This is a genomic window from Fictibacillus sp. 23RED33 (assembly GCF_015903925.1).
Classification (GTDB): Bacteria; Bacillota; Bacilli; order Bacillales; family Fictibacillaceae; genus Fictibacillus; species Fictibacillus phosphorivorans.
The window spans coordinates 1041906-1066430 of the sequence record NZ_JACZDX010000001.1 but is presented as its reverse complement, the minus strand read 5'-3'; the positions used below and the strand labels follow the sequence as shown (position 1 = coordinate 1066430).

General features: G+C 40.9%; 21 protein-coding genes. 1 reads left to right on the top strand and 20 read right to left on the bottom strand.

Going from position 1 to position 24525, the window contains the following annotated elements:
* The 7 genes from def to IHV09_RS05570 all read right to left on the bottom strand — a co-directional run bounded on the left by def (nucleotide 1) and on the right by IHV09_RS05570 (nucleotide 8364).
* The gene (gene def, locus IHV09_RS05600) at nucleotides 1-474 is read right to left on the bottom strand and encodes a peptide deformylase (protein ID WP_197263814.1); all 474 of its coding nucleotides are present in this window, start codon (nucleotides 472-474) and stop codon (nucleotides 1-3) included.
* A 19-nt stretch (nucleotides 475-493) separates the two neighbouring features.
* Nucleotides 494-2902, bottom strand: coding sequence for a primosomal protein N' (gene priA, locus IHV09_RS05595; protein WP_197263813.1), 2409 nt, complete (start codon nucleotides 2900-2902; stop codon nucleotides 494-496).
* Entirely contained in the window at nucleotides 2899-4107 is a 1209-nt protein-coding gene (gene coaBC / locus IHV09_RS05590) for a bifunctional phosphopantothenoylcysteine decarboxylase/phosphopantothenate--cysteine ligase CoaBC (protein WP_197264143.1), read from the bottom strand. The genes priA and coaBC overlap by 4 nt, the downstream gene beginning before the upstream one ends.
* A gap of 140 nt (nucleotides 4108-4247) precedes the next feature.
* A complete protein-coding gene (rpoZ, locus tag IHV09_RS05585) occupies nucleotides 4248-4454 on the bottom strand; it encodes a DNA-directed RNA polymerase subunit omega (RefSeq protein WP_197127679.1) in 207 nt (68 codons plus the stop codon).
* Entirely contained in the window at nucleotides 4454-5071 is a 618-nt protein-coding gene (gene gmk, locus IHV09_RS05580) for a guanylate kinase (RefSeq protein ID WP_197127678.1), read from the bottom strand. Before gmk ends, rpoZ begins: the two co-directional genes overlap by 1 nt.
* A 15-nt stretch (nucleotides 5072-5086) precedes the next feature.
* Nucleotides 5087-5344: an extracellular matrix/biofilm regulator RemA gene (gene remA, locus IHV09_RS05575; protein ID WP_066240628.1), complete on the bottom strand. Its 258-nt coding sequence runs from the start codon at nucleotides 5342-5344 to the stop codon at nucleotides 5087-5089.
* A gap of 347 nt (nucleotides 5345-5691) precedes the next feature.
* On the bottom strand, nucleotides 5692-8364 hold the full coding sequence (locus tag IHV09_RS05570) for a calcium-translocating P-type ATPase, SERCA-type (protein ID WP_197263812.1): 2673 nt from the start codon (nucleotides 8362-8364) through the stop codon (nucleotides 5692-5694).
* 97 nt (nucleotides 8365-8461) lie between these two features.
* On the opposite strand from IHV09_RS05570, the gene IHV09_RS05565 reads away from it, so the two are divergent.
* Nucleotides 8462-10171 carry an Rqc2 family fibronectin-binding protein gene (locus IHV09_RS05565; protein ID WP_197263811.1) on the top strand — a complete coding sequence of 570 codons (1710 nt, stop codon included), beginning with the start codon at nucleotides 8462-8464 and terminating at the stop codon, nucleotides 10169-10171.
* Nucleotides 10172-10512: 341 nt separating this feature from the next.
* Here the strand turns inward: IHV09_RS05565 and IHV09_RS05560 are convergent, their stop codons facing one another.
* The 13 genes from IHV09_RS05560 to lspA all read right to left on the bottom strand — a co-directional run bounded on the left by IHV09_RS05560 (nucleotide 10513) and on the right by lspA (nucleotide 24433).
* Entirely contained in the window at nucleotides 10513-11172 is a 660-nt protein-coding gene (locus IHV09_RS05560; protein ID WP_231618206.1) for a class I SAM-dependent methyltransferase, read from the bottom strand.
* 31 nt (nucleotides 11173-11203) lie between these two features.
* Nucleotides 11204-11842, bottom strand: coding sequence for an orotate phosphoribosyltransferase (gene pyrE, locus IHV09_RS05555; RefSeq protein WP_197263809.1), 639 nt, complete (start codon nucleotides 11840-11842; stop codon nucleotides 11204-11206).
* Complete coding sequence (gene pyrF / locus IHV09_RS05550; protein ID WP_197263808.1) at nucleotides 11811-12545, bottom strand: orotidine-5'-phosphate decarboxylase; 735 nt, start codon at nucleotides 12543-12545, stop codon at nucleotides 11811-11813. The genes pyrE and pyrF overlap by 32 nt, the downstream gene beginning before the upstream one ends.
* Complete coding sequence (locus IHV09_RS05545; RefSeq protein ID WP_197127672.1) at nucleotides 12518-13456, bottom strand: dihydroorotate dehydrogenase; 939 nt, start codon at nucleotides 13454-13456, stop codon at nucleotides 12518-12520. The genes pyrF and IHV09_RS05545 overlap by 28 nt, the downstream gene beginning before the upstream one ends.
* Entirely contained in the window at nucleotides 13453-14223 is a 771-nt protein-coding gene (locus IHV09_RS05540) for a dihydroorotate dehydrogenase electron transfer subunit (RefSeq protein ID WP_197127671.1), read from the bottom strand. Before IHV09_RS05540 ends, IHV09_RS05545 begins: the two co-directional genes overlap by 4 nt.
* Complete coding sequence (carB, locus tag IHV09_RS05535) at nucleotides 14220-17426, bottom strand: carbamoyl-phosphate synthase large subunit (protein WP_197263807.1); 3207 nt, start codon at nucleotides 17424-17426, stop codon at nucleotides 14220-14222. The genes IHV09_RS05540 and carB overlap by 4 nt, the downstream gene beginning before the upstream one ends.
* Nucleotides 17419-18516: a carbamoyl phosphate synthase small subunit gene (locus IHV09_RS05530; protein WP_197191190.1), complete on the bottom strand. Its 1098-nt coding sequence runs from the start codon at nucleotides 18514-18516 to the stop codon at nucleotides 17419-17421. Before IHV09_RS05530 ends, carB begins: the two co-directional genes overlap by 8 nt.
* Complete coding sequence (locus IHV09_RS05525; protein ID WP_197263806.1) at nucleotides 18513-19805, bottom strand: dihydroorotase; 1293 nt, start codon at nucleotides 19803-19805, stop codon at nucleotides 18513-18515. Before IHV09_RS05525 ends, IHV09_RS05530 begins: the two co-directional genes overlap by 4 nt.
* On the bottom strand, nucleotides 19780-20700 hold the full coding sequence (locus IHV09_RS05520) for an aspartate carbamoyltransferase catalytic subunit (RefSeq protein WP_197263805.1): 921 nt from the start codon (nucleotides 20698-20700) through the stop codon (nucleotides 19780-19782). Before IHV09_RS05520 ends, IHV09_RS05525 begins: the two co-directional genes overlap by 26 nt.
* 129 nt (nucleotides 20701-20829) lie before the next feature.
* Nucleotides 20830-22149 (bottom strand): solute carrier family 23 protein, encoded by a 1320-nt coding sequence (locus IHV09_RS05515; RefSeq protein WP_197127666.1) that lies wholly within the window; start codon nucleotides 22147-22149, stop codon nucleotides 20830-20832.
* Nucleotides 22150-22327: 178 nt separating this feature from the next.
* Complete coding sequence (pyrR, locus tag IHV09_RS05510) at nucleotides 22328-22870, bottom strand: bifunctional pyr operon transcriptional regulator/uracil phosphoribosyltransferase PyrR (protein ID WP_197127665.1); 543 nt, start codon at nucleotides 22868-22870, stop codon at nucleotides 22328-22330.
* Nucleotides 22871-23061: 191 nt separating this feature from the next.
* The gene (locus tag IHV09_RS05505) at nucleotides 23062-23976 is read right to left on the bottom strand and encodes an RluA family pseudouridine synthase (protein ID WP_197191193.1); all 915 of its coding nucleotides are present in this window, start codon (nucleotides 23974-23976) and stop codon (nucleotides 23062-23064) included.
* Nucleotides 23963-24433: a signal peptidase II gene (gene lspA, locus IHV09_RS05500; protein WP_197191194.1), complete on the bottom strand. Its 471-nt coding sequence runs from the start codon at nucleotides 24431-24433 to the stop codon at nucleotides 23963-23965. Before lspA ends, IHV09_RS05505 begins: the two co-directional genes overlap by 14 nt.
* Nucleotides 24434-24525 lie beyond the last annotated feature (92 nt).

Below are 24525 nucleotides of genomic sequence, written 5' to 3'. Positions count from 1 at the left end.
TTATCCCTCCAGTTCTTCCGTCTCGTAATATTCGATTACTTTTGATGTGAACAAGATACCATGCAGATGATCGATTTCATGTTGGATGGCACGAGCAAGAAAATCACTTGCTTTTAATGTAAACTCTTTTCCGTTTACGTCGTAAGCTGTAACGGTAACTTCAAAAGGACGTTCAACTTCACCAAATAATCCCGGGAAACTTAAACAGCCTTCAGGCCCACTCTGGCTCCCAGAAGCTTTTTTTATAACCGGGTTGATCAGAACTAGCTGACCTGTGTCATCACCGATATCTACAACTGCGATCTGTTCTGCAATGCCAACCTGAGGTGCAGCGAGTCCAACTCCTTCTGCCTCATACATCGTCTCGAACATATCTTTAACTAACGTTTTTAAATTTTTATCAAATGTTTTAACTGGTTCACATTCTGTTTCTAACACTGGATGTGGATGTTCTACAATTTTAAGAATGGTCATTTTGTATCTCCTTAACTAGCTACATAAGTGTTTGGGCGTTTAAATCACCCGTTATCTGAAGATCTTTATTCTCTTTATCGTTTTGGAAATGAGCAATAATCTCTTCAAACCAGGTTCTTAGCTCCGGCTCATTTTTGTATTTTATCATGACCTGATAGCGATATCTATCCTTCACACGTGCAATGGGTGAAGTTACAGGTCCAAGAAGCAGACTATCCGGTGATAACCTCTTCGATAGGTAGGTTGCTGCTTTCTCGCTCGCTTCAACCACTTGCATGAGATCGAGATGACTGAACGTTAACAAACCTAAATAATAAAAGGGTGGATATTGATGAAGTTTTCGCGTTTGCATCTCTTGATTATAAAAGGAGTGAAAATCGTGCTTGGATGCTAATTGAATGCTGTAATGCTGAGTATCGTATCCTTGTACAATAACCTTTCCCTCTAGTTCGTGTCTGCCTGCACGGCCACTCACTTGTGTGAGAAGCTGGAAGGTTTTTTCTGAAGCTCTAAAGTCTGGCAGATGAAGCATCGTATCAGCAGCCAAAACACCTACCAATGTTACTTTAGGAAAATCCAGCCCTTTTGCGATCATCTGTGTACCGAGCAGGATATCAGCTTCACCGTTTTCAAATGCCGTTAAGAGCTTTTCGTGACTGCCTTTTTTTGAAGTCGTATCAACGTCCATACGAATCACACGTGCTTCAGGAAGAACTTTAGCAAGTTCTTCTTCAACTTTCTGTGTACCAGTTCCAAAAAAACGGATATGTTCGGAAGTACAACTCGGACAAACAGAAGGTGTACTCTCTTTATAACCGCAATAGTGGCATTTTAATTCACCAAAACGCTTATGGTAGGTTAAAGAAATGTCACAGTGAGGACATTGTGCTACATAGCCACAATCTCTGCAAAGAATAAAAGAAGCATAGCCTCTTCTGTTCAAGAATAATACCGACTGTTCTCCTTTTTGAAGTCCGTTCTTCAGCTTGTCCATCAGAGCAAGGGAAAACATAGAGCGGTTCCCGTTCTTCAGTTCCTCTCTCATATCTACTATGGTGACTTCTGGCATCGGATTAGCATGTACACGGTTAGCTAGCTCTGCTAATTGATACCTTCCTTTTTGCGCTCTTGCATATGTCTCAAGTGCCGGTGTCGCGCTTCCAAGGACGATTGGACACGAATGATAGTTTCCTCTCCATATCGCCACATCTCTTGCATGATAGCGCGGGTGATCTTCTTGTTTATAACTTGTTTCGTGCTCCTCATCTATAATGACGATTCCTAAGTTTTGGAACGGAGCGAAGATCGCGGAACGCGCTCCTACAACGACGGAAACTTCTTTTCTAAGAATCTTTCGCCATTCATCATATTTTTCTCCTATCGATAATCCACTATGAAGTACCGCAACTGCACTACCGAAACGACCTTTAAAGCGGTTTACCATCTGCGGGGTGAGCGAGATCTCAGGTACGAGTACGATAGCTTCTTTTCCTTTATCCAATACATTTTGGATGGACTGCAGATAGATCTCTGTTTTCCCGCTTCCTGTGACACCATGGAGAAGTACCGTTTCGTGTATATTGTTCTCGATAGAATGCAGAATCGGTTTGATCGCACTTTCTTGATTTTCTGTTAATGCAAGAGGCTGTGTTCGTTTCATCGTACGACCTTGGAACGGGTCACGATAGATCTCTTTTTCTTCTATAAGTAGAATACCTTTTTTAGATAGTGTTTGTGCTGTTGAGAGAGTAGCTCCTGTTTCCTTTAAAATTTCCTGCAACACGTACTCTCCATCTGGCCGATGTAAGAGTTCTAGAAGAATCGCCTTTTGTTTCTCAGCATTCTTATTTAAATTTCGAATCAGTTCTTCTGCTAAAGCCCGGTCTGTAACAGAAACGAATTTTTGCTTCTTTTTATTTGCTTTATTTTTCACTTTATAAACAACATCTAGAATTCCTTCTTTCGCCAAAGACTGCAAGAGTGGTAACAGATCAGGATTTGATTTTGTCACATCACTTACATGAATCTCGTTGTTGACTGAAAGAAGGGGACGTATCGAATCAGGAAGTTTATCAGATCTCATCACTTGAAATGACTTTTCATAAGTAGCTTTCATTGCAGCTGGCAACATGGCTTGATAAGCCGTAATGTAAAAACTAAGTGTATTCTCAGCCAGCCACCTTCCTAACTCGATCAGTTCGGACGTTAACACAGGCAATGGGTCCAGAATCTCCGTTATATTTTTCATTCCTTTTACCGTAGAAGTTGATTTTATCTCTAAGATAAAACCTTGAAGCTTTCTCGGCCCAAACGGAACGATAACACGCATCCCAGGTTCAGCCCAACCTTCCCAAACTGCTGGAATTTTATAGTCAAAAGTTTTGTTTACACTTCCTGAAGGAACATCAACTACGACTGCCGCGATCATCTTTTCATCAATTCCATAACTTCTACTAATATTTCATGTGCTGCATCTTCCTTTGACAGAATCGGCAGTACCTTCTTAGTTCCATCTTTTTTTATCATCATGATCTCGTTCGTGTCGCTCCCAAAACCTGATCCTTCTTTTGATACATCATTCCCTACAACCATATCTAGGTTTTTTCGAATCATCTTATCTTTTGCGTAGTTCTCAAGATTTTCTGTCTCTGCCGCAAATCCAACTAAAACTTGATGTTCTTTTTTCTCACCAAGAGACTGCAGGATATCAATCGTCTTTTTCATCTCAATCGTCCAAAGATCGTTTTTCTTCTTAAATTTCTTAGAATGAACCGTGACAGGTGTATAATCTGCTACCGCTGCACATTTAATAACAACATCTTGTTCATGAAAACGAGACATTGTTGCTTCAAACATATCTTTAGTGGAAATGATTTTTTCAATAGTAATGCCTTGAGGTTCTGGTAATGCGGTTGGTCCTGTAACAAGAGTCACATCTGCACCTAGTTTTTTTGCAACTGACGCAATCGCATATCCCATCTTGCCTGAAGAGTGGTTTGTAAAGTAACGAACAGGATCCAGTTCCTCTCTAGTTGGACCAGCTGTTACAAGTATTTTCTTCCCAGCAAAGGGCTTATCTCCATCCTTATTCTCATTAAAATAAGCATGAACAGATTCTATCAATTCTTCAGGTTCAGCAAGTCTTCCTTTACCGATCCATCCACATGCTAAAAGTCCTTCGTTCGGTTCTATGAAACGCCAACCGAATGAAGCTAACGTTTCCATGTTCTTCTTAACTGCAGGATGATTGAACATATTTACATTCATTGCAGGTGCGATCAGTACGTCTGCTTTTGTAGCGAGCAGTGTTGTTGTGAGCATGTCATCTGCAATTCCGTTAGCAAGTTTGCCGATAGAGTTTGCAGTCGCCGGTGCGATCAAAACAAGATCCGCCCAGTCTGCAAGGTCAATATGACTAACAACTGCAGGATTTTTTTCTTCAAACGTATCTGTATAAACTTCTTTTCTTGTCAGCGTTTGAAAGGTAAGTGGTGTGATGAACTTTTGTGCAGAATGAGTCAGGATCACTTTTACTTCGAATCCGTTTTGATATAATCTGCTTGCTACTGTTGCCGCCTTATATGCAGCTATTCCGCCTGAAACAGCAAGCAATATTCTCTTCTTTTCCATAATAAACCCCTTCCGCCGCTCTTGACTTATACATGCTAACTCTATTTTACAGCATTTATATGTATTAAAAAATCGATTGAAATCTATTCAGAACAAAAAAATAACAACCTTTAGTCAAGGTTGTATATTTTTTCGCTGTTCTATTAATCTTCTGGTGTTTCTCCGACTTTCATTAGTACACCGGATTGAATTTCTTCAAGTGCTTTACCGACAAACTTGTGTGATACAGGTTTTGCGATCTGCTGATTATCATATTGTTGAATTTCTCTAGCGCGCTTTGAGCTAAGAGTAACTAGTGAGTATTTTGAATCAATCTTTTCCATAAGAGAATCGATGGATGGATATAGCATTATTGGTCATCTCCTAAAATTTTTTCGTATTTTGGACGAACTCGATCCACGCGGCAATGCTCCGTGGTAATGATTGCTTTGATTCGATTGCAAGCAGCTTCGATCTCATCATTCACTACAGAATAATCATAATGTCTCATGAGTTCAATTTCTTCCTTGGCTACGGACATGCGGTTGTTGATCAAATCTTCTGTCTCTGTACCGCGTCCAACAATACGACTTCTTAATTCGTCCAGACTTGGCGGTGTTAAAAAGATGAAAACACCTTCTGGAAATATGTTTTTCACTTGAAGTGCACCTTGTACTTCGATCTCTAGAATAACATCTTTTCCTTCGTCAAGCGTACTATTCACATATTCAATCGGTGTCCCATAATAGTTGCCAACATATTCTGCCCATTCGAGCAGCTGTTTATTTTCAATCATATTAAGGAACTCTTCTTTTGTTTTAAAGAAGTATTCTACCCCATGCCGTTCGCCTTCACGCGGCTTTCTTGTCGTTGCTGAAACGGAATATTGAATGTCCAGCTTTTGTTCACGAAGCGCTTTACACACAGTTCCTTTTCCAACACCTGACGGACCGGAAAGAACAAACAGAATGCCTCTTTCTTTTTCCATAAAAACCTCCACAACCTAACTTTCTTCTGAGCCCTCATCAACCGACATCAGTCTGTGAGCTACTGTTTCAGGCTGAACAGCTGACAAGATAACATGATCACTGTCAGTCACAACAACCGCTCGCGTTCTGCGGCCATATGTAGCATCAATCAGCATGTTTTTCTCTCGTGCTACCGTGATTAATCGTTTTATCGGTGCAGATTCAGGACTGACTACCGCAATAATTCGGTGAGCAGCAACAATATTTCCGTACCCAATATTAATTAATTTCATCTCTAAACGCCCCTAACCTGCTACTATTCTAGCCAAATGGAATAACGGGTCATACGCTAATTGTACGATATTGTGAAAAACTGTACACATGTTCTTATATTTTAGCACATAAATCCTGAAATCTAAACTAATTTCCCTATTTTTAAGGAAATAGCGTAAAAAAGTTGCTAGCGAGATCTTCGACCATGTTCAGCTTTGAATTTTGGGCAGAGGTTTAGAATTGCTCATAAAAGTCTAGAACGTTCGTCAAGCGTGTTTCACAGTCGCTGGACGAGCGCACATACCTCTTGTCTTGCTAAAAATAATAGAAGCTGGTACCCAAACATACGGGAACCAGCTTTATTTGTTTATCTTGCCTCTTTTTTAAATAACTGAAAGCCTGCTAGAGCAAATGTTGGAATAGAAGCCATGCCAAGAACGAGCAGCCATTGTCTCATGGAGAGCGGCACCGTATGGAAAATATTTTGCAATGGCTCTACGTACATGACCACTAGCAATAACAGAATAGATGAAATAACAGCCAGGACTAGGTAACCATTCTGAAACGGATTTCTATGGAAAACAGAGCGCTCACTTCTGCAATCAAACACGTGGATCAACTGTGCCATAACAAGTGTTGCAAAAGCTACGGATTGCGCGACGATCAGTTGATCTGGATTTTCTTTTAAGGTAACCCAGAAAGCAAGTATTGTGGCCCCACCGATCAAGAATCCCCTTGAAACGATCTTCCATCCTAGCCCTCTGGAGAACACTCCTTCTTTCGCTTGCCTTGGTTTTCTTCTCATAACGTCTTCTTCTGCCTGGTCAACACCTAATGCCATTGCAGGCAAACCATCTGTCACTAAGTTCACCCAAAGAATCTGAATCGGAACTAATGGAAGGGGTAAACCCATGATCATCGCAAAAAGCATAACTAAGATCTCACCTACATTGGATGCTAGAAGATAACGAATAAACTTTCTAATATTTTCATAGATGTTTCTTCCTTCTTCAATCGCTGAACGAATCGTAGCAAAGTTGTCATCACCAAGCACAAGAGAGGAAGCTTCCTTCGCAACGTCTGTTCCTGTTATCCCCATCGCAATACCAATATTTGCTGACTTAATGGCTGGCGCGTCATTTACTCCGTCACCTGTCATCGCAACAACATGGCCTCTTCGCTGAAGAGACTTTACGATTTTCAACTTGTGCTCTGGAGAAACTCGCGCGTATACGTACACATCTTCTGAAACTTTGTCCAATTCATCGTCACTTAATTGAGCGAGCTCAGCACCTTCCATCACTCTTCCACCGTTAGGTAACATGTTTAGTTTTTTTGCGATACTTGCTGCAGTTACAACATGGTCTCCCGTAATCATTACGGTTTTGATACCAGCAGTCTGACAATCTCTGATACTTTCTTCAACTTCAGGACGAGGTGGATCCATCATTCCCTGTAATCCAATAAACGTTAGACTTCTTTCTGCAAAAGAAGCTTGTGAGTAGTGCTCTCCTTCTTTTAAAGGACGAATCGCAACTGCAATGGTCCGCAGTGCTTGACTGCCGAGTACATAGATGGCTTCTTTTATTCTTTCTTTATGTGCTTGTTTGATCAATTGTTTTTTATCATCCCACACAATATAATCACTTTTCTCGAGTAATACGTCTGGTGCTCCTTTTACTACTAGCATGTGATTTCCTTCAGTATCGCGTACAACAACACTCATCATTTTACGGGTAGAGTCAAAAGGAAACTCATGCTGAATCGTAAATTGTTCCCTTAATGATTCTTTCGTGATTCCCGCTTTGTAAGCACTGACTAATAACGCCGTTTCTGTTGGATCACCAACTTCTAACAAAGTGCCCTTCTTGCCTTCTTCTATCGTGGCATTGTTACAAAGTGCCGCATATGCCAAAACTTCTGTGAGCTTATCTTCTCTCTTATTGTTTTCTTGAATCCCGCCGCCTACGATTTCAAAACCGTCTTCATTAACACTCCACTGTCTGCCTTGAGACCAAACCCGTGTAACCGTCATCTTATTCTGAGTAAGTGTTCCCGTTTTATCAGAACAGATGACCGTTGCACAGCCTAATGTTTCAACAGACGGCAACTTTCTTACGATTGCTCGTTTTCGAATCATTTTTTGAACACCTAGCGCGAGTGCAATCGTAACGATCGCTGGAAGTCCTTCTGGAATGGCCGCAACAGCTAAAGACACACCTGCTAAAATCATGCTGTAGAGGTCATGTCCTTGCATAACACCTGCTAAAACTACTAAGACAGTTAAAAGCAACGCAAGGGCGATCAAAATTTTCCCAAGCTGTTCAAGTTTCATCTGAAGAGGTGTTGCAATGTTTTCAGCAGTTTGAATGAGATGTGCGATCTTGCCCATCTCCGTTTTCATGCCTGTCCCTACGACGATACCTTGTCCGGTTCCTCTTGTGACCATTGTGCCCATGAACGCCATGTTCTCCTGATCACCAAGGTTTAGGTCTTCAGCAGAAATCAGGTTGTTATGTTTTTGGGCAGGAACAGATTCTCCTGTGAGTGCTGATTCCTCGATCTGCAATCCTGATGTTTTTAAAAGTCTAATATCTGCTCCTACTCGATCGCCACTTTTAACTTTTATAACATCACCCGTTACGACGTCTTTCGCAGCAATAGAAACCCACTTACCTTCTCTTAAAACCTGGGCACTGGGAGCAGATAATTCTTTTAGTGACGCTAAGGATTTCTCTGCTTTTCTCTCTTGGATAAACCCAAGAACTCCGTTCATCACTACGATTAAAATGATTGCGATCGCGTCTAGATATTCTCCTAAGAAACCGGATAACAAAGTAGCCGCTAAGAGGACAAGGACCATAAAGTCTTTAAATTGTGCAAGGAACATTAAAATGGCAGACTGCTTCTTTCCTTCTTCAAGTTGGTTCGGTCCATCTAACTTTAACCTTCGTTCTTGCTCGCTTTTTGAGAGCCCACTCTCCATCCTGCTGTTAAGAATGGATTCAATTTCGTCTTGCGGCAGCTGGTACCAATTCATAGCTTCCACCTCTGATAAGATTAGTTAATAGCATTTATATGCAGGCATGTCCGCAAAAATGCTATACTATGAATCAGAAATAAGAGGTGAACATAACATGAGCTTTGATGGAATAATGACACGTGCCATAACAACTGAACTACAAAACACACTTACTTCAGGACGAATATCTAAGGTTTATCAGCCACATAAAACAGATCTTGTTTTTACAATCCGTGCAAATGGAAAAAATCATAAACTGTTATTATCTGCAAATCCTTCTTTCGCAAGAGTACATCTCACTGAACATACGTATGAGAATCCAGATACTCCTCCAATGTTCTGTATGCTTCTCAGAAAGCATTTAGAAGGTGCTTTTATTGAAAAAATAGAACAGCTTGATTTGGAGAGAATTATAACGATTACCGTGAAGAATAGAGATGAAATCGGCGACGAAACGACCAAAGTACTTTATATCGAAATCATGGGAAGACACAGCAACATCATTTTAGTCGACGAAAAATCAAAGAAGATCGTTGACAGCATCAAGCACATTCCTAGCTTTCAGAATCGCCATCGTACTATCCTTCCAGGTTTTGAGTACATCATGCCTCCAGCACAAGAAAAAACAGATCCTTTTACAGTAACCAATGCAGATGAATTTGTTTCTAAGATTTCTTGGAACGAAGGTAAATTGGATAAACAACTTGTAACCAGATTCAGCTTGTTCTCTCCCTTGATCGCAAAAGAAATCGTGCATAGATCCGGACTATCGGTTAAAAACGAAGTTGCGGACGCCTTTTTTAGTGTGATGAAGCAGTTATCAAATCAAGAATATGAACCTCAAATGATCACAAACCACAAGAAAGAGTATTTTTCAGTTCTGCCACTACATCATGTTTCAGGGGAAAGTCGATCCTTTGATACGGTTAGCCAGATGCTCGATCGTTATTTTTACGGAAAAGCCGATCGTGACCGCATTAAACAACAAGCAAACGATCTTGAAAAATATCTTTCGAACGAATACGAAAAGATTAAGAAAAAAATAGGAAAACTAGAAAAAGAACTTCAACAAACGCATAATGCCGAGGAGTATCAACGAAAAGGCGAGCTTCTCACCGCTTATATGTATTTGGCGAAAAAGGGAGATAAAGAAGTTGAGGTAGAGGATTACTTCACTGAGGATCAGCCACTGGTGAAAATTACACTCGATCCTCTTAAGTCACCTGCAGATAACGCCCAAAGCTACTTTAAAAAATATGGGAAACTAAAAAAGTCGGTTTCTATTATTAAAGATCAGATAGAGAAAGCTAAAAATGAATTGCTGTATTTTGAGCGTCTGATCGTCCAGATGGATTCAGCATCCATGAAGGATGTTGAAGAAATCAGAGAAGAACTCGGTGAAGGCGGTTATTTAAAACATAGACAAAGTAAGAACAAGAAAAAACAAAACAAGACGCCTCAGCCTGAAAAATTCACATCTACGGACGGAACAGAAATTTTAGTCGGTAAGAACAATAAACAGAACGACTATCTAACCTTTAAGTTATCGAGAGCAAATGAGACATGGCTTCATACGAAGGATATTCCAGGTTCTCATGTTTTGATACGCTCGTCTAGCCCAAGTGAAACAGCTATTAAAGAAGCAGCTGTTTTGGCAGGATTTTTCAGCAAAGCAAAAAATTCGAGTTCGGTTCCTGTTGACTTTACGTTAGTAAAACATGTGAAGAAGCCTAACGGCGCAAAGCCTGGATTTGTTATTTATGACAATCAGCAGACGCTTTTCGTGACACCTGATGAAGATCTTGTTTTTCGGTTAAAGAAGTAAGCAATCTTGTAATGCTTTGTAGAATTAGAAGGTATTGATCTACGCTACAGGATGCTCGCTTTGTGAGGGGCGTGCGTTGAGCCACCTAGCATATTTCAGAATAAAAGATTGGACAGATTAATTGCTGAATTGGACAGATTAAATTCAAGATTGGACAGATTGTGGCCCCAATCGGACAGATTATATAAGCAATTGGACAGATTCTTATTTTTGAAGGTCATTTAAGGTGCTTAAATCATACGTTCTCTCTCTTGTTGCCCTTGTATAGGGCAATTTCAAAGATACTAAAGGCTTGGATGCTTACCTTAAGCACCAATTAAAAAACGCAGAGCAGCTTGAATTTAGCTGTTCTGCGCTTTTTTTGCTTTGCTGATAATCGCAAGGCCACCTAATACTTCTTGATGTTGCACATCTGTAAAATGCAGGTTGTGTAGTAATTCTGTCATTTCATCTGTTGAATAGCGATGTCTTCTCGTACTTACGTTAGACCATTTTAAGAGTGCTGTTCGTTCGAACCCAGAGATATCGTTTTCCTTTGCGAAAGAAGCAGCGTTTTCTTGACTCATTTTTCCACTCGGGTTCAACATGACGATTTGACCATCATCTTTTAGAACGCGATGAACCTCACTGATACCTTTAGCTGGATCTGGCAATAAAAACATCACACAAGTGGATAAAGCTAGATCAAACGAATGATCTGAAAACGGAAGATTCTCTGCATCAGCAACAATAAACTCACTTTTACCACTTAATTCATGATAAAAGAACTGCTGAATGCTAGCCTTGACCATCTCTGAAGACAAATCAACACCGACAAGTCTATTCGCTTCCTCAGCTCCACGCAACAGCAATCTCCCCGTTCCGCATCCCACATCGAGAACATCTTTTTCACTCCATGACCCTGTTACTTCTTTTAAACGATCATGAACTTTCTTCAGCCAAGTCGTCCTTGCCATGCTGTCAAAAAAGGAAACAAGCTCATCAAATTCTTCACCGTTCATTTTTCTCAAAATGTATTCTCCTTTAAGAAAACTATTTGGAAAAAGAGGCAGCTCCCCAATGTTCTGGGTCTTGTTGCCATTCTTTTAATAAAGAAAGCCCTTGGTCACTTATCTTTCCGCTTTCTTGTGCTTCCTCTATTAATGTACTAAAGTTTGTTACGGTTTGAAAAGGAATATCCAACTCACCCAGTGCTATGTCTGCTTTTTTCAGACCATAACTAAAGATGGCTACAACACCGAGCACTTCAATCCCTGCTTCTCGAAGAGCTAGTACGGATTGAATAGAGCTTTTGCCAGTTGAGATAAGATCTTCAACCACTACTGCCTTTTTACTTTTATTCGTTAATCCTTCGATCTGATTCGTTTTTCCATGAGCCTTCGCACTAGATCTTACGTAACACATAGGTAATTCCATCTGATCAGCTACGAACGCTGCATGAGGAATACCTGCTGTTGCTGTTCCGGCGATAAGATCAGCTTCTGGGTAATGCTTCTCTATTAACGCGGAAAGCTCTCCAGCTACTTGTTTACGAATCTCAGGATATGCAATAATCAACCGGTTATCACAATAAATGGGAGACTTCATCCCAGAGGACCACGTGTATGGATGTTCAGGTGACAGAGTTACGGCTTCAATGTTAAGCAAATGTTGGGAAGTTGTTGTTTTCATGACTATCTCTCCATTCATGTAGTATTTGAGAATACGTTGCAACAGGTGTTTCTGATTGAGTGATACTTCTGCCGATCACCATATAATCCGAGCCTTTTAACGCAGCTTCTCTTGGTGTGGCAACTCGAGCTTGATCATGTGTATCAGACCCGCTCGGACGAATGCCTGGAGTAACAGTCAAAAAGTTCTTTCCACAAACATCCTTGATCTTCATAGCTTCTTGCACGGAGCAAACGACACCATCTAATCCTGCCTTTTTAGCAAGTTCTGCATAATGAGCTACACACTCTTTCATATCAACATTCTTGATTAAGAGCTCTTCGTTTAATACTTTTTCTGTTGTACTTGTAAGCTGTGTAACGGCAATTAATTTTGTATGATGAGCACCAGCTGCTAGTAGACCTTCTTTAGCAGCTCTCATCATATGAGTTCCACCTGCTGCATGAACATTCACCATGTCAATGTTCAGTCCACCGAGGACCTTCATGGCTTTATGAACAGTTGTTGGTATGTCATGTAGTTTTAAATCCAAGAAGATGCGAAAGTTTTTTTCTTTTAACCATTTAATAAAAGGAGGTCCTTCCGCATAAAAAAGCTCCATACCTACCTTTACATAAGGAGATTGTCCTTCAAAGCTTGATAAAAAGGATTTGGCTTGATCGGCATTCTTAAAATCTAACGCGATGATAACGGGGTTTTCCATTGCTTTGTACTCCTTCCTGTCATCTCACTAATATTTTCTACGCCAATCTCATCTAGCAGCTTTGGAAGTTGCTCTATGATCTCAGGACAAACGTATGGATTCACAAAGTTTGCTGTACCGACTGCAACAGCAGATGCACCAGCAGACATCATCTCAAGAACATCTTCAGCTGTGCTTACTCCACCCATACCGATAATCGGTAGTGATATCTTTTGGCTTACTTCATAGATCATCCGGATAGCTACAGGTTTTATTGCGGGTCCTGAAAGTCCACCCGTCTTATTTGCCAATATCGGATTACCCGTTCTCCAATCTAATTTCATTCCAACTAGTGTATTGATCATCGAAAGACCATCAGCGCCCGCTTCTTCAACTGCCTGTGCCATCTCTACGATGTTTGAGACATTGGGCGAGAGCTTCACATATACTGGTTTTTTTGATACGGCTTTCACTTTTCTTGTCAGATCTGCCGCAGATTTGTAGTGAGTACCAAACTGGATTCCGCCTTCTTTCACGTTCGGACACGATATATTTAGCTCTACAGCAGACACTTGAGGCGAGGATGAGATCTGCCTTGTCACTTCGATATACTCTTCTTCAGTAGATCCTGCAATATTAGCTAGTATCGGTATGTTATAAGGCTCCAAAGCCGGAACTTCATTTTCTAAAATTTTCAATACACCTGGGTTTTGAAGGCCGATAGCGTTTAACATTCCGCTTTCTGTTTCAGCTACTCGAGGGGTAGGATTGCCGAAACGTCCCTCTAGAGTAGCTGCTTTAATCGTAATACCACCTAGTACACTTAGGTCATACCACTTAGCATATTCTTTTCCGAATCCAAAACAGCCTGATGCAGGAAGAATAGGGTTTTTCATATTTAATCCTGGCAATGAAACATGCAGCCTACTCATAATACAACCTCCCCCATCTTAAATACCGGTCCATCACTGCAGATCTTTACATATCCTGATTCTCTCGTTTCGGTTGGACATACACAGGCAAAACAAGCGCCAATCCCACAACCCATTCGTTCTTCTAATGAAAGATATCCCCGTAGACCAACCGCTCTCTCTTCTACTGCTTTTAGCATGATCGCCGGTCCAACAGAATAGATGACAGGTTCATTTTCAACAACGTTCATCATCGCGTCTGTCACAAAGCCTTTTATTCCAAGAGATCCATCAACAGTAGTCACGATGGTTTCTCCGATTTCTTTGAACTTTTCGATGTAAAAGCTGTCTTCAATCGATTGATAACCTAGAATAAATGTTACTTCTATTCCTTTTTTCTTAAGATGCTTACCAAGGTAGTATAGAGGTGGTACACCAATCCCTCCCCCGATGAGCAGTGCATGTTTGTTTTTATCCATTTCAGCAAGTTCAAACCCGTTACCAAGCGGACCTAATACATCTACAACTTCACCTTCATGTTTGTGACTGAGCTGTTTCGTACCTTCACCTTGTGCTCTGTACAAAAGTGTTACTTCTTTTCTCTCTAAATCTACATCGCAGATCGAAAGTGGGCGGCGCAATAGTTTTGAAGATTGATTTCCTACAGAGACATGGAGAAACTGACCAGGTGTAGTCATGCTGCCTACACCAGGGCCAGTCAATTTCATCTCAAATATATTTCTAGCGATCTCTATATTTGATGTAATGTTCAACAAGTGCTTCTTCATACGAGCACCTTGTCTTTTTTTGTGAATGCTGAAAGTGCATGTGCTGAGAACGAGATGGACTCAAGTACTTCTAATAGAGCGACTGAAGTATCTAAGTTTGTCAAACATACGACTCCGTTCTCTGCGCATTCTCTTCGAATGCGGAATCCATCTCTCGCAGGTATCTTCCCTTTTGTTAACGTGTTAACGACAAACTGTGCTTCGTCTTTACGAATAACATCTAGAAGATTTCTCCCTTCTGATCCGATCTTGCCAACGACATTGACTGGGATTCCTTCTTGTTCAATAATGCTCGCTGTTCCTTCCGTTGCCATGATCGTGTAACCGATCTCGTAAAATCTCTTTACCATCTCAAGTGCTTCTTCTTTGTCTTTATCTGCTACTGTAAAGAGTACAGTTCCGTGCGTTGGAATTTTCATACCCGATGCGATCAAGCCTTTGTATAGTGCTTTTTGAAGATTCTTATCTCTTCCCATTACTTCTCCAGTTGATTTCATCTCAGGCCCTAAATACGTATCCACACGACGCAGTTTTGCGAACGAGAACACAGGAACCTTAACCGAGACTTCATCTGTTTCCTTCTGATAACCTGTTTCATAGCCTTGACTAACTAGATTCTCACCTAGTATGACTTTTGTAGCGACGTTAGCCATCGGTACACCTGTTATCTTACTTAAAAATGGCACTGTACGGCTTGAGCGTGGATTCACTTCAAGTACATACACTTCATTCTTATGCCAAACGAACTGGATGTTCAAAAGTCCGATGATCTTTAAACCTTTTGCGATTGAAATCGTTCTGTCAATAATCTTCTGCTTGATCTCTTCAGGCAAAGTTTGCGGAGGATAGACTGCGATAGAATCTCCAGAGTGAACACCTGCACGCTCTATATGCTCCATCATCCCTGGGATGAAAACATCTTTCCCGTCTGAGATCGCGTCTACTTCGATCTCTTTTCCTTCAAGATATCGATCGACTAATACTGGATGTTCAGGATTTACTCTAGCAGCGTTCTCCATATACTGAAGAAGCTCACTTTCTTGGTACACGATCTCCATTGCTCTTCCGCCAAGCACGTATGAAGGACGAACGAGTACAGGATATCCGATTGAGTTCGCGATAGCCACGGCATCCTTAACAGAGAACGCTGTTTTTCCAGCTGGCTGCGGAATTTCAAGCTGTTTCATCACTTGTTCAAAGCGCTCTCTGTCCTCAGCTAGGTCCATGCTATCTAGGGATGTCCCGAGGATCTTAATCCCTCTTCTCTCAAGCTCTTCTGAGAGATTGATCGCTGTTTGTCCACCGAATTGAACGATAACGCCTTCAGGCTTTTCATGATCGATCACATGCATTACATCTTCTACTGTTAACGGTTCAAAATAAAGTTTATCTGACATGCTAAAGTCCGTAGAGACCGTTTCTGGATTATTATTGATGATGATTGCTTCATACCCTGCTTCTTGAATCGCCCACACCGTATGCACGGTCGCATAATCAAACTCAATGCCTTGTCCGATTCTGATCGGACCAGATCCAAGAACGACCACACTCTTTTTGTCTGTAATGATTGATTCATCTTCTTCTGCGTAAGTTCCATAATAATAAGGTGTAGCGGATTCAAACTCTGCTGCACACGTGTCAACCATTTTGAAGACTGGCTTGATTCTCTCGTTCAATCTGAACTGATATAGTTCATACTCGTCCATTTCCCAAGCTTCTGCAATCCAGCGATCGCTAAATCCTTTTTCTTTTGCTTTCTTTAAGATGACTTCATCTTTCTTACGCTCTTTTACTCGTTTCTCTAAAAGGATGATTCCATGGAGCTTTTCTAAGAAGAAATAATCAATCTTTGTCCATTCATGTATCTGTTCTACTGTAATTCCCATTCTTAGTGCTTCAGCGATGTAGAACAACCTTTCATCATCTGCTCTCAAGATTTTTTCTTGTACTTCAGATTCAGTTAGGTTTTTCTCTTTCACATCAAGGTGGAAAGCTGAAATTTCAAGAGATCGTACCGCTTTTAAAAGAGACTCTTCAAAGTTGCGTCCGATCGCCATAACCTCTCCGGTCGCTTTCATCTGTGTTCCAAGCTTACGGTTCGCTCCTTCAAACTTATCAAACGGCCATCTTGGAATCTTCGAAACGATATAATCAAGTGCCGGCTCAAAACATGCATAAGTGGTTCCCGTCACTGGATTTTTTATTTCATCTAGCGTGTATCCTACTGCAATCTTTGCTGCTAATTTGGCGATCGGATATCCTGTCGCTTTAGAAGCTAAAGCAGATGAGCGGCTTACACGCGGATTTACTTCGATCACATAATATTGAGAGCTCTCAGGATCTAGAGCAAGCTGTACATTACAGCCTCCTTCGATTTTTAGAGCTCTTATAATTCTTAAAGATGCGTTTCGTAACAGTTGATAGTCTCTGTCAGTAAGTGTTTGGCTAGGTGCTACTACGATTGAGTCACCGGTATGAATTCCTACCGGGTCGATATTTTCCATGTTACACACAACGATTGCCGTGTCATTCTTATCACGCATCACTTCATATTCGACTTCTTTGAATCCTGCGATACTCTTTTCGATCAATACTTGACCTACAGGACTCGCATGCAACCCAGATGGCGTAATCTCTAAGAACTCTTCTTCATTTGTTACGATTCCGCCTCCCGTTCCACCAAGTGTAAACGCTGGGCGAATGATTACCGGAAAACCGTTCTCATTAACGAATGCTCTAGCTTCTTCCATGTTATGAACGATTGCACTCTCAGGAACTGGCTCGTTCAACTCTCTCATAAGTTCTCTGAACAAATCTCGGTCTTCCGCTTGCTGAATGGAAGGAAGTTTTGTTCCTAACAGTTCCACGTTGTATTCCTCGAGGACACCTGAGTTGAAAAGTTCAACGGCGAGATTCAAACCCGTCTGGCCACCTAACGTAGCAAGCAGTCCATCAGGGCGTTCTTGACGTATGATGCGCGATACAAATTCAAGAGTTAATGGTTCGATGTAAACTTTATCCGCCATATTAGGGTCAGTCATGATTGTTGCAGGATTTGAGTTTACTAAAACAACTTCGTATCCTTCTTCTTTTAAAGCTTGGCAAGCTTGTGTACCAGCGTAATCAAATTCTGCAGCTTGTCCAATAACGATTGGTCCTGAACCAATCACTAAAATTTTTCGGATGTCATGTCGTTTAGGCATATTGCATCAAACCTTCTTTCTTCGTTGTTTTAATCATGTTCATGAAATCATCAAAGATCGGATTCGAATCTTGTGGTCCTGGTGATGCTTCTGGATGATACTGAATAGAAAACGCAGGCTTCACTTTATGTTTTAACCCTTCAACTGTTCCATCGTTTACCGCTATATGTGTTAGAACGAGCTCTGAGTTCTGTAGAGACGCTTCAGTTACTGCATAACCATGGTTTTGTGAAGTGAGCGCAATTTTACCAGTCTCAAGATCTTTTACCGGATGGTTAGAACCTCGGTGTCCGAACTTCAGCTTTTCGGTATCAGCACCGGTTGCAAGAGCTAATAGCTGATGCCCTAAACAGATTCCTAAGATTGGAATATTATGATTTAAAAGCTCTTGAATCATCGTTATTCCTGAGTGCACATCTTTTGGATCTCCAGGTCCGTTGCTCAAAAGTACACCATCAGGCTGAAGGCGGATAATATCAGCTGCAGATGTGTTATGTGGAACAACGATCACATCACATAATCGTCTAGAAAGCTCCCTTAACATTCCGCTTTTCACTCCAAAATCTACGACCACTACTCGATAACCGCTGTTCGGTAAGTGATATGGTGTTTTTGTTGATACTTTTGTCACTTGATTGGTAATTCGTTCTTCTGCATTCAAGTTCTTTATCACTTCTTCAGCATTTTCAATAGAGTTTGTCATTCTACCTTTTAGCGTTCCGTGCTGTCGAATTTTTCTTGTGAGTTTGCGTGTATCAATTCCATATAAACCTGGAATATCTTTTGCTGTCAGCCAGCTGCTTAAAGACTGCATACCTTCATGATGATTGGGAAACTCAGCATGTTCATTCACAATGATCCCGCTCGTTGCAGGACGGATCGATTCATAATCTGACCGGTTGATTCCGTAGTTCCCCACTAGTGGATACGTAAAGCAGATAATTTGATCACAGTATGAAGGATCAGTCATTACTTCTTGATATCCTGTCATACTTGTTGTGAATACTACCTCACCACTTGATTCACGTTGTGAACCAAAAGCCAATCCGGTAAAAATCGTTCCATCCTCTAAAATTAAGTAGCGTTTCATACTAAGCTCTCCTCTCGTTGATAAACAAGTTTCCCACTAAAAATGGTTGCAACCGGCCACCCTTTACAGCTCCAACCGTCAAACGGTGTGTTTTTCCCTTTAGATACAAAATCGTTAGCGTTGATTGTTTCTTCTTTTTCTAGATCGATGATTGTAAGATCTGCAAGTGAACCTTCTTCAAGTCTGCCATATGACAGATTAAAGCTTTCAGAAGGCTTTTTCGTCATCTTGTCTACAAGTTCTTGCAGTGTGAATCGTTTCTTTTTCACAACAAGCTCTGTATAAAGAAGAGGAAAAGCTGTTTCCAATCCTACGATTCCAAAAGGTGCAAGTTCAACATTCTGTGCTTTCTCTTCTTCACTATGTGGAGCATGGTCTGTTGCGATAAAGTCGAGCGTGCCATCTTTAAGTCCCTCTATTAATGCCTCTCGATCAGCCTCACTTCTTAAAGGTGGGTTCATCTTATAGTTTGTATCGTTTGCCTTAATGTCTTTATCGCTTAAAATCAAATGATGAGGCGTGACTTCTGCAGTAACTTTAATTCCTGCTCGTTTCGCATCTCTAATGACTCGGACTGATTCTTTCGTACTCACGTGACAAACGTGATATCTTGCATCTGCCGCTTCAGCGAGTAATACATCACGTGCGATGTGCACAGATTCACTAACGGATGGAATTCCAGGCAGACTTTCTTTTTTCGTAAACTCACCTTCGTGGAAAGCGCCTCCTTTAGGAAGGAGCGTATTGTCTTCACAATGTGCTACGATAACAGCACCATGGCGTTTTGCCTCCTTCATCGCGCTAAGCATCATTCCAGCTGACTGCACTCCTACACCATCATCCGTAAAAGCGAATGCGCCACCCGCGAGAAGAGTTTCAAAGTCTGTAAGTTCACTCCCGATCTGTCTCGTTGTGATTGATGCGTAAGGAAGTACTCTGCAGCTTGCCGTGTCTTTGATCTTACTCTGTACAAGCTCTAATGTTTCTCTGCTATCTGGTACTGGTCGCGTGTTTGGCATCGCAGCAAGAGTTGTATATCCACCTTTCACTGCAGCTTTCGTACCTGTTGCAATGGTCTCTTTATGTTCTCCACCAGGCTCTCTTAAGTGAACATGTAGATCTACAAATCCTGGTGTTATTAATTTTCCTTCTACATCAAGTACTTCATGATTCTCAATCGCTATATCTTTTTCTACCTTTTGAATTTCGTTATTTACAATTAAGATATCTCTGTGGATAAGATTGTTGTTTCCGTCAAGGATCTTAGCGTTTTTTAATAAGTAGCTCATCGTTAATAGCCTCCTGATTCGTATTCAATGCCCATCTCAATACCGCCATTCGAATAAAAACACCATTCTGTACTTGCTTAAATATTCTTGAGCGTTCACACTCAACAAGTTCATCTGCGATTTCAACGCCTCGATTTACAGGAGCTGGGTGCATGATAATGCTGTGTGCTTTCATCCTTTTTTCTCTTTCAACCGTTAAACCATATTGCTGATGATAATCTTCTTTCGCGAGATTCATGGAAGTGCTATGTCTTTCGTGTTGAATTCTGAGCATCATAAGTACATCAGCTAGTTCGACTGCCTCATCAATTGGGATGAAGTCTTCTTTCCATTCGTCTACAAACCATTCTTCAGGTCCTGAAAATAATACTCTAGCTCCCATCTTCCGCAAGACTTCAGCGTTTGACCGAGCCACACGGCTATGTAGGATGTCACCTACGATGACAACTGTTAATCCCTGCAGTACAATAAATTCTTGTTGTATCGTTACTAGATCTAACAAAGATTGAGTCGGATGATTGCCACAGCCATCACCAGCATTGATGATCGGAACATTTATTTTTTCAGCTAAGCCGTCGAAATAGCGATCTTCAGGATGCCTGATAACAAATGCTTCCACGCCTATTTCCTCTAGCGTTCGTAACGTATCGTAAAGCGTCTCTCCTTTTTGCACGGAGGAGCCGTTCACTTCCACGTTTAAAGGTTTCATGCCAAGTCTGTATTCTGCAGCTTCAAAGCTGAACCTTGTTCTTGTACTTGGCTCAAAAAATAAATTCGCGATCAACTTTTGCTTGAAGATCTCATCTTGCTTTCCGCTTTTAAACGCTTCTGCTTTTCTCATTATGAATTGAATGTCTTCAATCGATAACTCATTCATTGTTAGTAAATGGTTCATCCTAATCTCTCCTTTTGACATAAAAATAGCACCCTGAAAAAGTTTTCAGGGTGCTCTTAACAGAAGAAGAAAATGGTTCCTCTCTTGTCGTCACCCTTTTAAGTCTCTCGTACTTATTTAAAAGGCGTTTTATGCAGCTGTGTCGTTATCGTTTGTTTTGAACATTTTGTTAATCAGATCTTTGTCATTCTCTCGTCCAGGGAGCACTTGGTTTAAAACGATACCGATAAGAGTTGCTAATGCCATCCCGGCAATTTCAAAGTTTGCATTAATCTTTAATGCTGCTCCACCAATACCTGTTACTAAAATAACGGATGAGATGATCAAGTTTCTTTTGTTTCCAAAATCGATATTGTTGTCTACTAACATTCGTAAACCTGATGAAGCGATGATTCCGAATAATAGGATTGAAACTCCTCCCATAACAGCAGTTGGGATCGTACTGATCAGTGCTGTTACTTTTCCAGAGAATCCGAACAGAATCGCTGTTACTGCTGCTCCTCCGATCACGAAGACCGAGTATACGCGAGTGATCGCTAACACCCCTATATTTTCACCATACGTTGTTACCGGAGGTCCTCCGATTAAAGAGCCGATGATAACCCCCATACCATCGCCTAAGATCGAGCGATGAAGTCCTGGCTTTTCAATAAAGTTTCGTCCGACTACTTTTGAAAGCACGAGCTGATGTCCGATATGTTCTGCGATCGTTACCGCGGCAACCGGCATCATGATCATTGCGATGCTCCAAGTAAAGTCAGGTGTATAGTTTACAAAAGGTACGAAGAAATCCGGTGCCTGTATCCATTTTGCTTCTGCTACTTTCGTAAAATCTACGATTCCTCTGAAGTATGCAAAGGTAAAGCCAGCAATGATTCCAATCAGAATCGGGATGATTCCTAAAATTCCTCTAAAGAATATCGAGCAAACGATTGTTACTGCGAGAGTAAATAAAGCTACCGTAAAGTGCATCAAGCTATATTTTTCTGTTGCCGGATCGTTCATCGCCATACCTACTGCTACGTTTGCTAATCCTAAACCGATCACGATGATAACCGGACCGACTACTACAGGTGGCAACACTCTCATCAGCCACTTAAAACCGAACCCTTTGATCAAAAGAGCTACCACTCCGTAAACCAAACCCGCTAAAAAGCTTCCTAGCATGGCTGCTTCTGGTCCTCCAAAAGCTTTTACCGTTAAAATCGGTGTGATAAAAGCAAAACTTGATCCGAGATAAGCAGGAATTTGTCCTCTTGTTACTAAGAGATAAGCTAACGTTGCAAGTCCACTTGATACGAGGGCTACACCTGGATGAAGACCTACTAAGAATGGTACTAGCACTGTTGCGCCGAACATCGCGAACAAGTGCTGCAAGCTTAACGTTAACCACTGAACGGGTGATGGTTTATCATGTACATCTAAAATCGCTTTTGTTTGGTTTTCCATAACTATTGACCTCCTGTTTCGTAACACTTATTTTTGCAAAGGTGTATGGGTTACACTTGCAATAAAAAAACCTCTTCTGCATTTTGCAAAAGAGGCCGCGGAGGCACAAGTGTACACGAGTCGTGTCACTTGATTGATACCTCCCTTGCCAGCCTCTCTGGACTGAATTTAAAGGGACTTATTTAGTTGTTGAAATAGATACTTCATCAAATCCATCTACTTCTATTAAAGACGCGGAGATAATTTCTTCACTCGATGTTGGAACATTCTTTCCAACATAATCTGCTCGAATCGGAAGCTCTCTATGTCCTCTGTCAATGAGGACCGCAAGCTGTATATTAGAAGCTCGTCCTAGATCCATGATGGCATCCATTCCCGCTCTTACAGTTCTACCAGTATAAAGAACATCATCTACTAAGATTATCTTTTTGTCTGTCACTTCAACCGGAATATCCGTTCCTTTTACTTCGGGTTCAGAATTGTCCGTTTTGATCTTAAGATCATCTCGGTACAATGTGATATCAATGACACCTACTGAAACAGCATTTCCTTCGATCTGTTCGATGCGTTCAGCAAGACGCTTTGCAAGAAATTCACCACGGGTCTTTATGCCAGCTAATACGATGTCTTTAACTCCCTTATTACGCTCGATAATCTCATGCGCGATTCGAGTAAGTGCTCTTCTGATTGCTTGGTCATCCATTAATACTGTCTTTGACATAACAAACCCTCCTTTAAATCTTGTTGCCTTTAACCGTTAATTCCAAAAAAAAATCCTCCCGTCACATGACGAGAGGATAGAGAAATTCTGTACAAAAATTCTCATGAATAACGTTTCCTTCTCAGCCTCACGGGACTAAAGTTAAAGGACTATTTAAGTTACATTTATTATGACAAACCCTTAAACGTTTGTCAACTTCTTTTCTCTAATAGATCTAATAGTTCAACCATATCAGCAGGTATTTCACGCTCAAACTCCATATATTCACCTGTTGTTGGGTGATCAAATCCTAGAGTTTGTGCATGAAGCGCTTGACCTTCAATTTGCAAAGTCTTTGAGGGACCGTACTTTGGATCTCCTGCTAATGGGAATCCAATATATTTCATATGAACTCGAATCTGGTGCGTACGTCCTGTTTCTAACTGACACTCTACAAATGTGTAATTTGTAAAACGTTTAATCACGTTAAAGTGTGTAACAGCATCTCTGCTGTTTTCATCTGTTACCGTCATTTTTTGACGATCACTTTTATCTCTTCCGATCGGTGCATCGATCGTACCTTGGTCATGCGGCATCACTCCATGAACGATCGCTTTATAAACACGTGTTGTTGTTTTTGCTTTAAGCTGATCAACAAGTGATTCATGAGCCTTATCGTTCTTTGCGACCATCAATAGACCAGATGTATCTTTATCTATCCGGTGCACGATACCAGGACGAAGTACACCATTGATTCCAGATAGGTCTTTACAATGTGCCATAAGTCCGTTGACTAGTGTTCCACTGTAATGGCCAGGTGCAGGGTGTACGACCATCCCACGAGGCTTATTTACAACAAGCACATCAGAATCTTCATACACGATATCCAGATTCAACTCTTCTGGAACAACATCTAGTACTTCTGGTTCTGGGATTTCAATCTCGATCACATCACCAGCGGCACATTTATAATTAGACTTTACGGGTTTTCCTTCTAACAATACGATCTTATCTTTGATCCAGTTTTGAATCTGTGAACGTGACCAATCATCCTGTACATCAGACAAAACTTTATCAATACGGTTTCCTGCTTGTTCAGGAGTTACCGTATATTCAAATTTGTTCATTTTCTGGCTCCTTCTTTTTGCTTTCCATAAAACTTTGAATAAAAATCAAACCAACACCTACTACGAGTGCTGAGTCAGCCACATTAAAAATCGGGAAGTCATAGCTGCCGATGTAAACATTCAGAAAATCAACAACTTCTCCGCGAAGCAAACGATCGATAAAATTACCAATAGCTCCCCCTAATACGAGAGCAAGCGCCGTTTTAAGGAGTGTATCATGTGCGTGTTTTTGTAGGTAATAAACTACTGCACCCACAACAATAACGGTAATAATGATAAAAAAGTATCGCTGATCTTGGAGGATACCAAAAGCTGCTCCCCTGTTTCGGTGAGAGGTTATGTAGAATACTTGATCAATAACAGGAATAGATTGCCCTAATTCCATATTCTTTACGATTAGCCACTTTGTCACTTGGTCGATTACCAAGATGAACAAAGCTACAAGATAATAAAACAATAGAACTCCTCCGATACAGAAATTAATGTCTTTATGAATTGTAGCACAGCCATCGGACGTTCTACAATTTAATTTGTGTCTAACATCAATGA

Excerpts from the sequence above, each read along its gene's own strand:
- IHV09_RS05560 (WP_231618206.1), bottom strand. The coding sequence starts at position 11,172 with ATGAACGGTGAAGAATTTGATGAGCTTGTTTCCTTTTTTGACAGCATG.
- IHV09_RS05515 (WP_197127666.1), bottom strand. The coding sequence starts at position 22,149 with ATGGAAAACCAAACAAAAGCGATTTTAGATGTACATGATAAACCATCA.
- carB (WP_197263807.1), bottom strand. The coding sequence starts at position 17,426 with ATGCCTAAACGACATGACATCCGAAAAATTTTAGTGATTGGTTCAGGA.
- IHV09_RS05545 (WP_197127672.1), bottom strand. The coding sequence starts at position 13,456 with ATGAGTAGGCTGCATGTTTCATTGCCAGGATTAAATATGAAAAACCCT.
- IHV09_RS05540 (WP_197127671.1), bottom strand. The coding sequence starts at position 14,223 with ATGAAGAAGCACTTGTTGAACATTACATCAAATATAGAGATCGCTAGA.
- def (WP_197263814.1), bottom strand. The coding sequence starts at position 474 with ATGACCATTCTTAAAATTGTAGAACATCCACATCCAGTGTTAGAAACA.
- IHV09_RS05525 (WP_197263806.1), bottom strand. The coding sequence starts at position 19,805 with ATGAGCTACTTATTAAAAAACGCTAAGATCCTTGACGGAAACAACAAT.
- IHV09_RS05530 (WP_197191190.1), bottom strand. The coding sequence starts at position 18,516 with ATGAAACGCTACTTAATTTTAGAGGATGGAACGATTTTTACCGGATTG.
- IHV09_RS05570 (WP_197263812.1), bottom strand. The coding sequence starts at position 8,364 with ATGAATTGGTACCAGCTGCCGCAAGACGAAATTGAATCCATTCTTAAC.
- IHV09_RS05520 (WP_197263805.1), bottom strand. The coding sequence starts at position 20,700 with ATGAACCATTTACTAACAATGAATGAGTTATCGATTGAAGACATTCAA.
- remA (WP_066240628.1), bottom strand. The coding sequence starts at position 5,344 with ATGAAATTAATTAATATTGGGTACGGAAATATTGTTGCTGCTCACCGA.
- pyrF (WP_197263808.1), bottom strand. The coding sequence starts at position 12,545 with ATGGAAAACCCCGTTATCATCGCGTTAGATTTTAAGAATGCCGATCAA.
- priA (WP_197263813.1), bottom strand. The coding sequence starts at position 2,902 with ATGATCGCGGCAGTCGTAGTTGATGTTCCTTCAGGAAGTGTAAACAAA.
- gmk (WP_197127678.1), bottom strand. The coding sequence starts at position 5,071 with ATGGAAAAAGAAAGAGGCATTCTGTTTGTTCTTTCCGGTCCGTCAGGT.
- rpoZ (WP_197127679.1), bottom strand. The coding sequence starts at position 4,454 with ATGCTATATCCATCCATCGATTCTCTTATGGAAAAGATTGATTCAAAA.
- IHV09_RS05565 (WP_197263811.1), top strand. The coding sequence starts at position 8,462 with ATGAGCTTTGATGGAATAATGACACGTGCCATAACAACTGAACTACAA.
- IHV09_RS05505 (WP_197191193.1), bottom strand. The coding sequence starts at position 23,976 with ATGAACAAATTTGAATATACGGTAACTCCTGAACAAGCAGGAAACCGT.
- pyrR (WP_197127665.1), bottom strand. The coding sequence starts at position 22,870 with ATGTCAAAGACAGTATTAATGGATGACCAAGCAATCAGAAGAGCACTT.
- pyrE (WP_197263809.1), bottom strand. The coding sequence starts at position 11,842 with ATGAAAACAACAACTTCCCAACATTTGCTTAACATTGAAGCCGTAACT.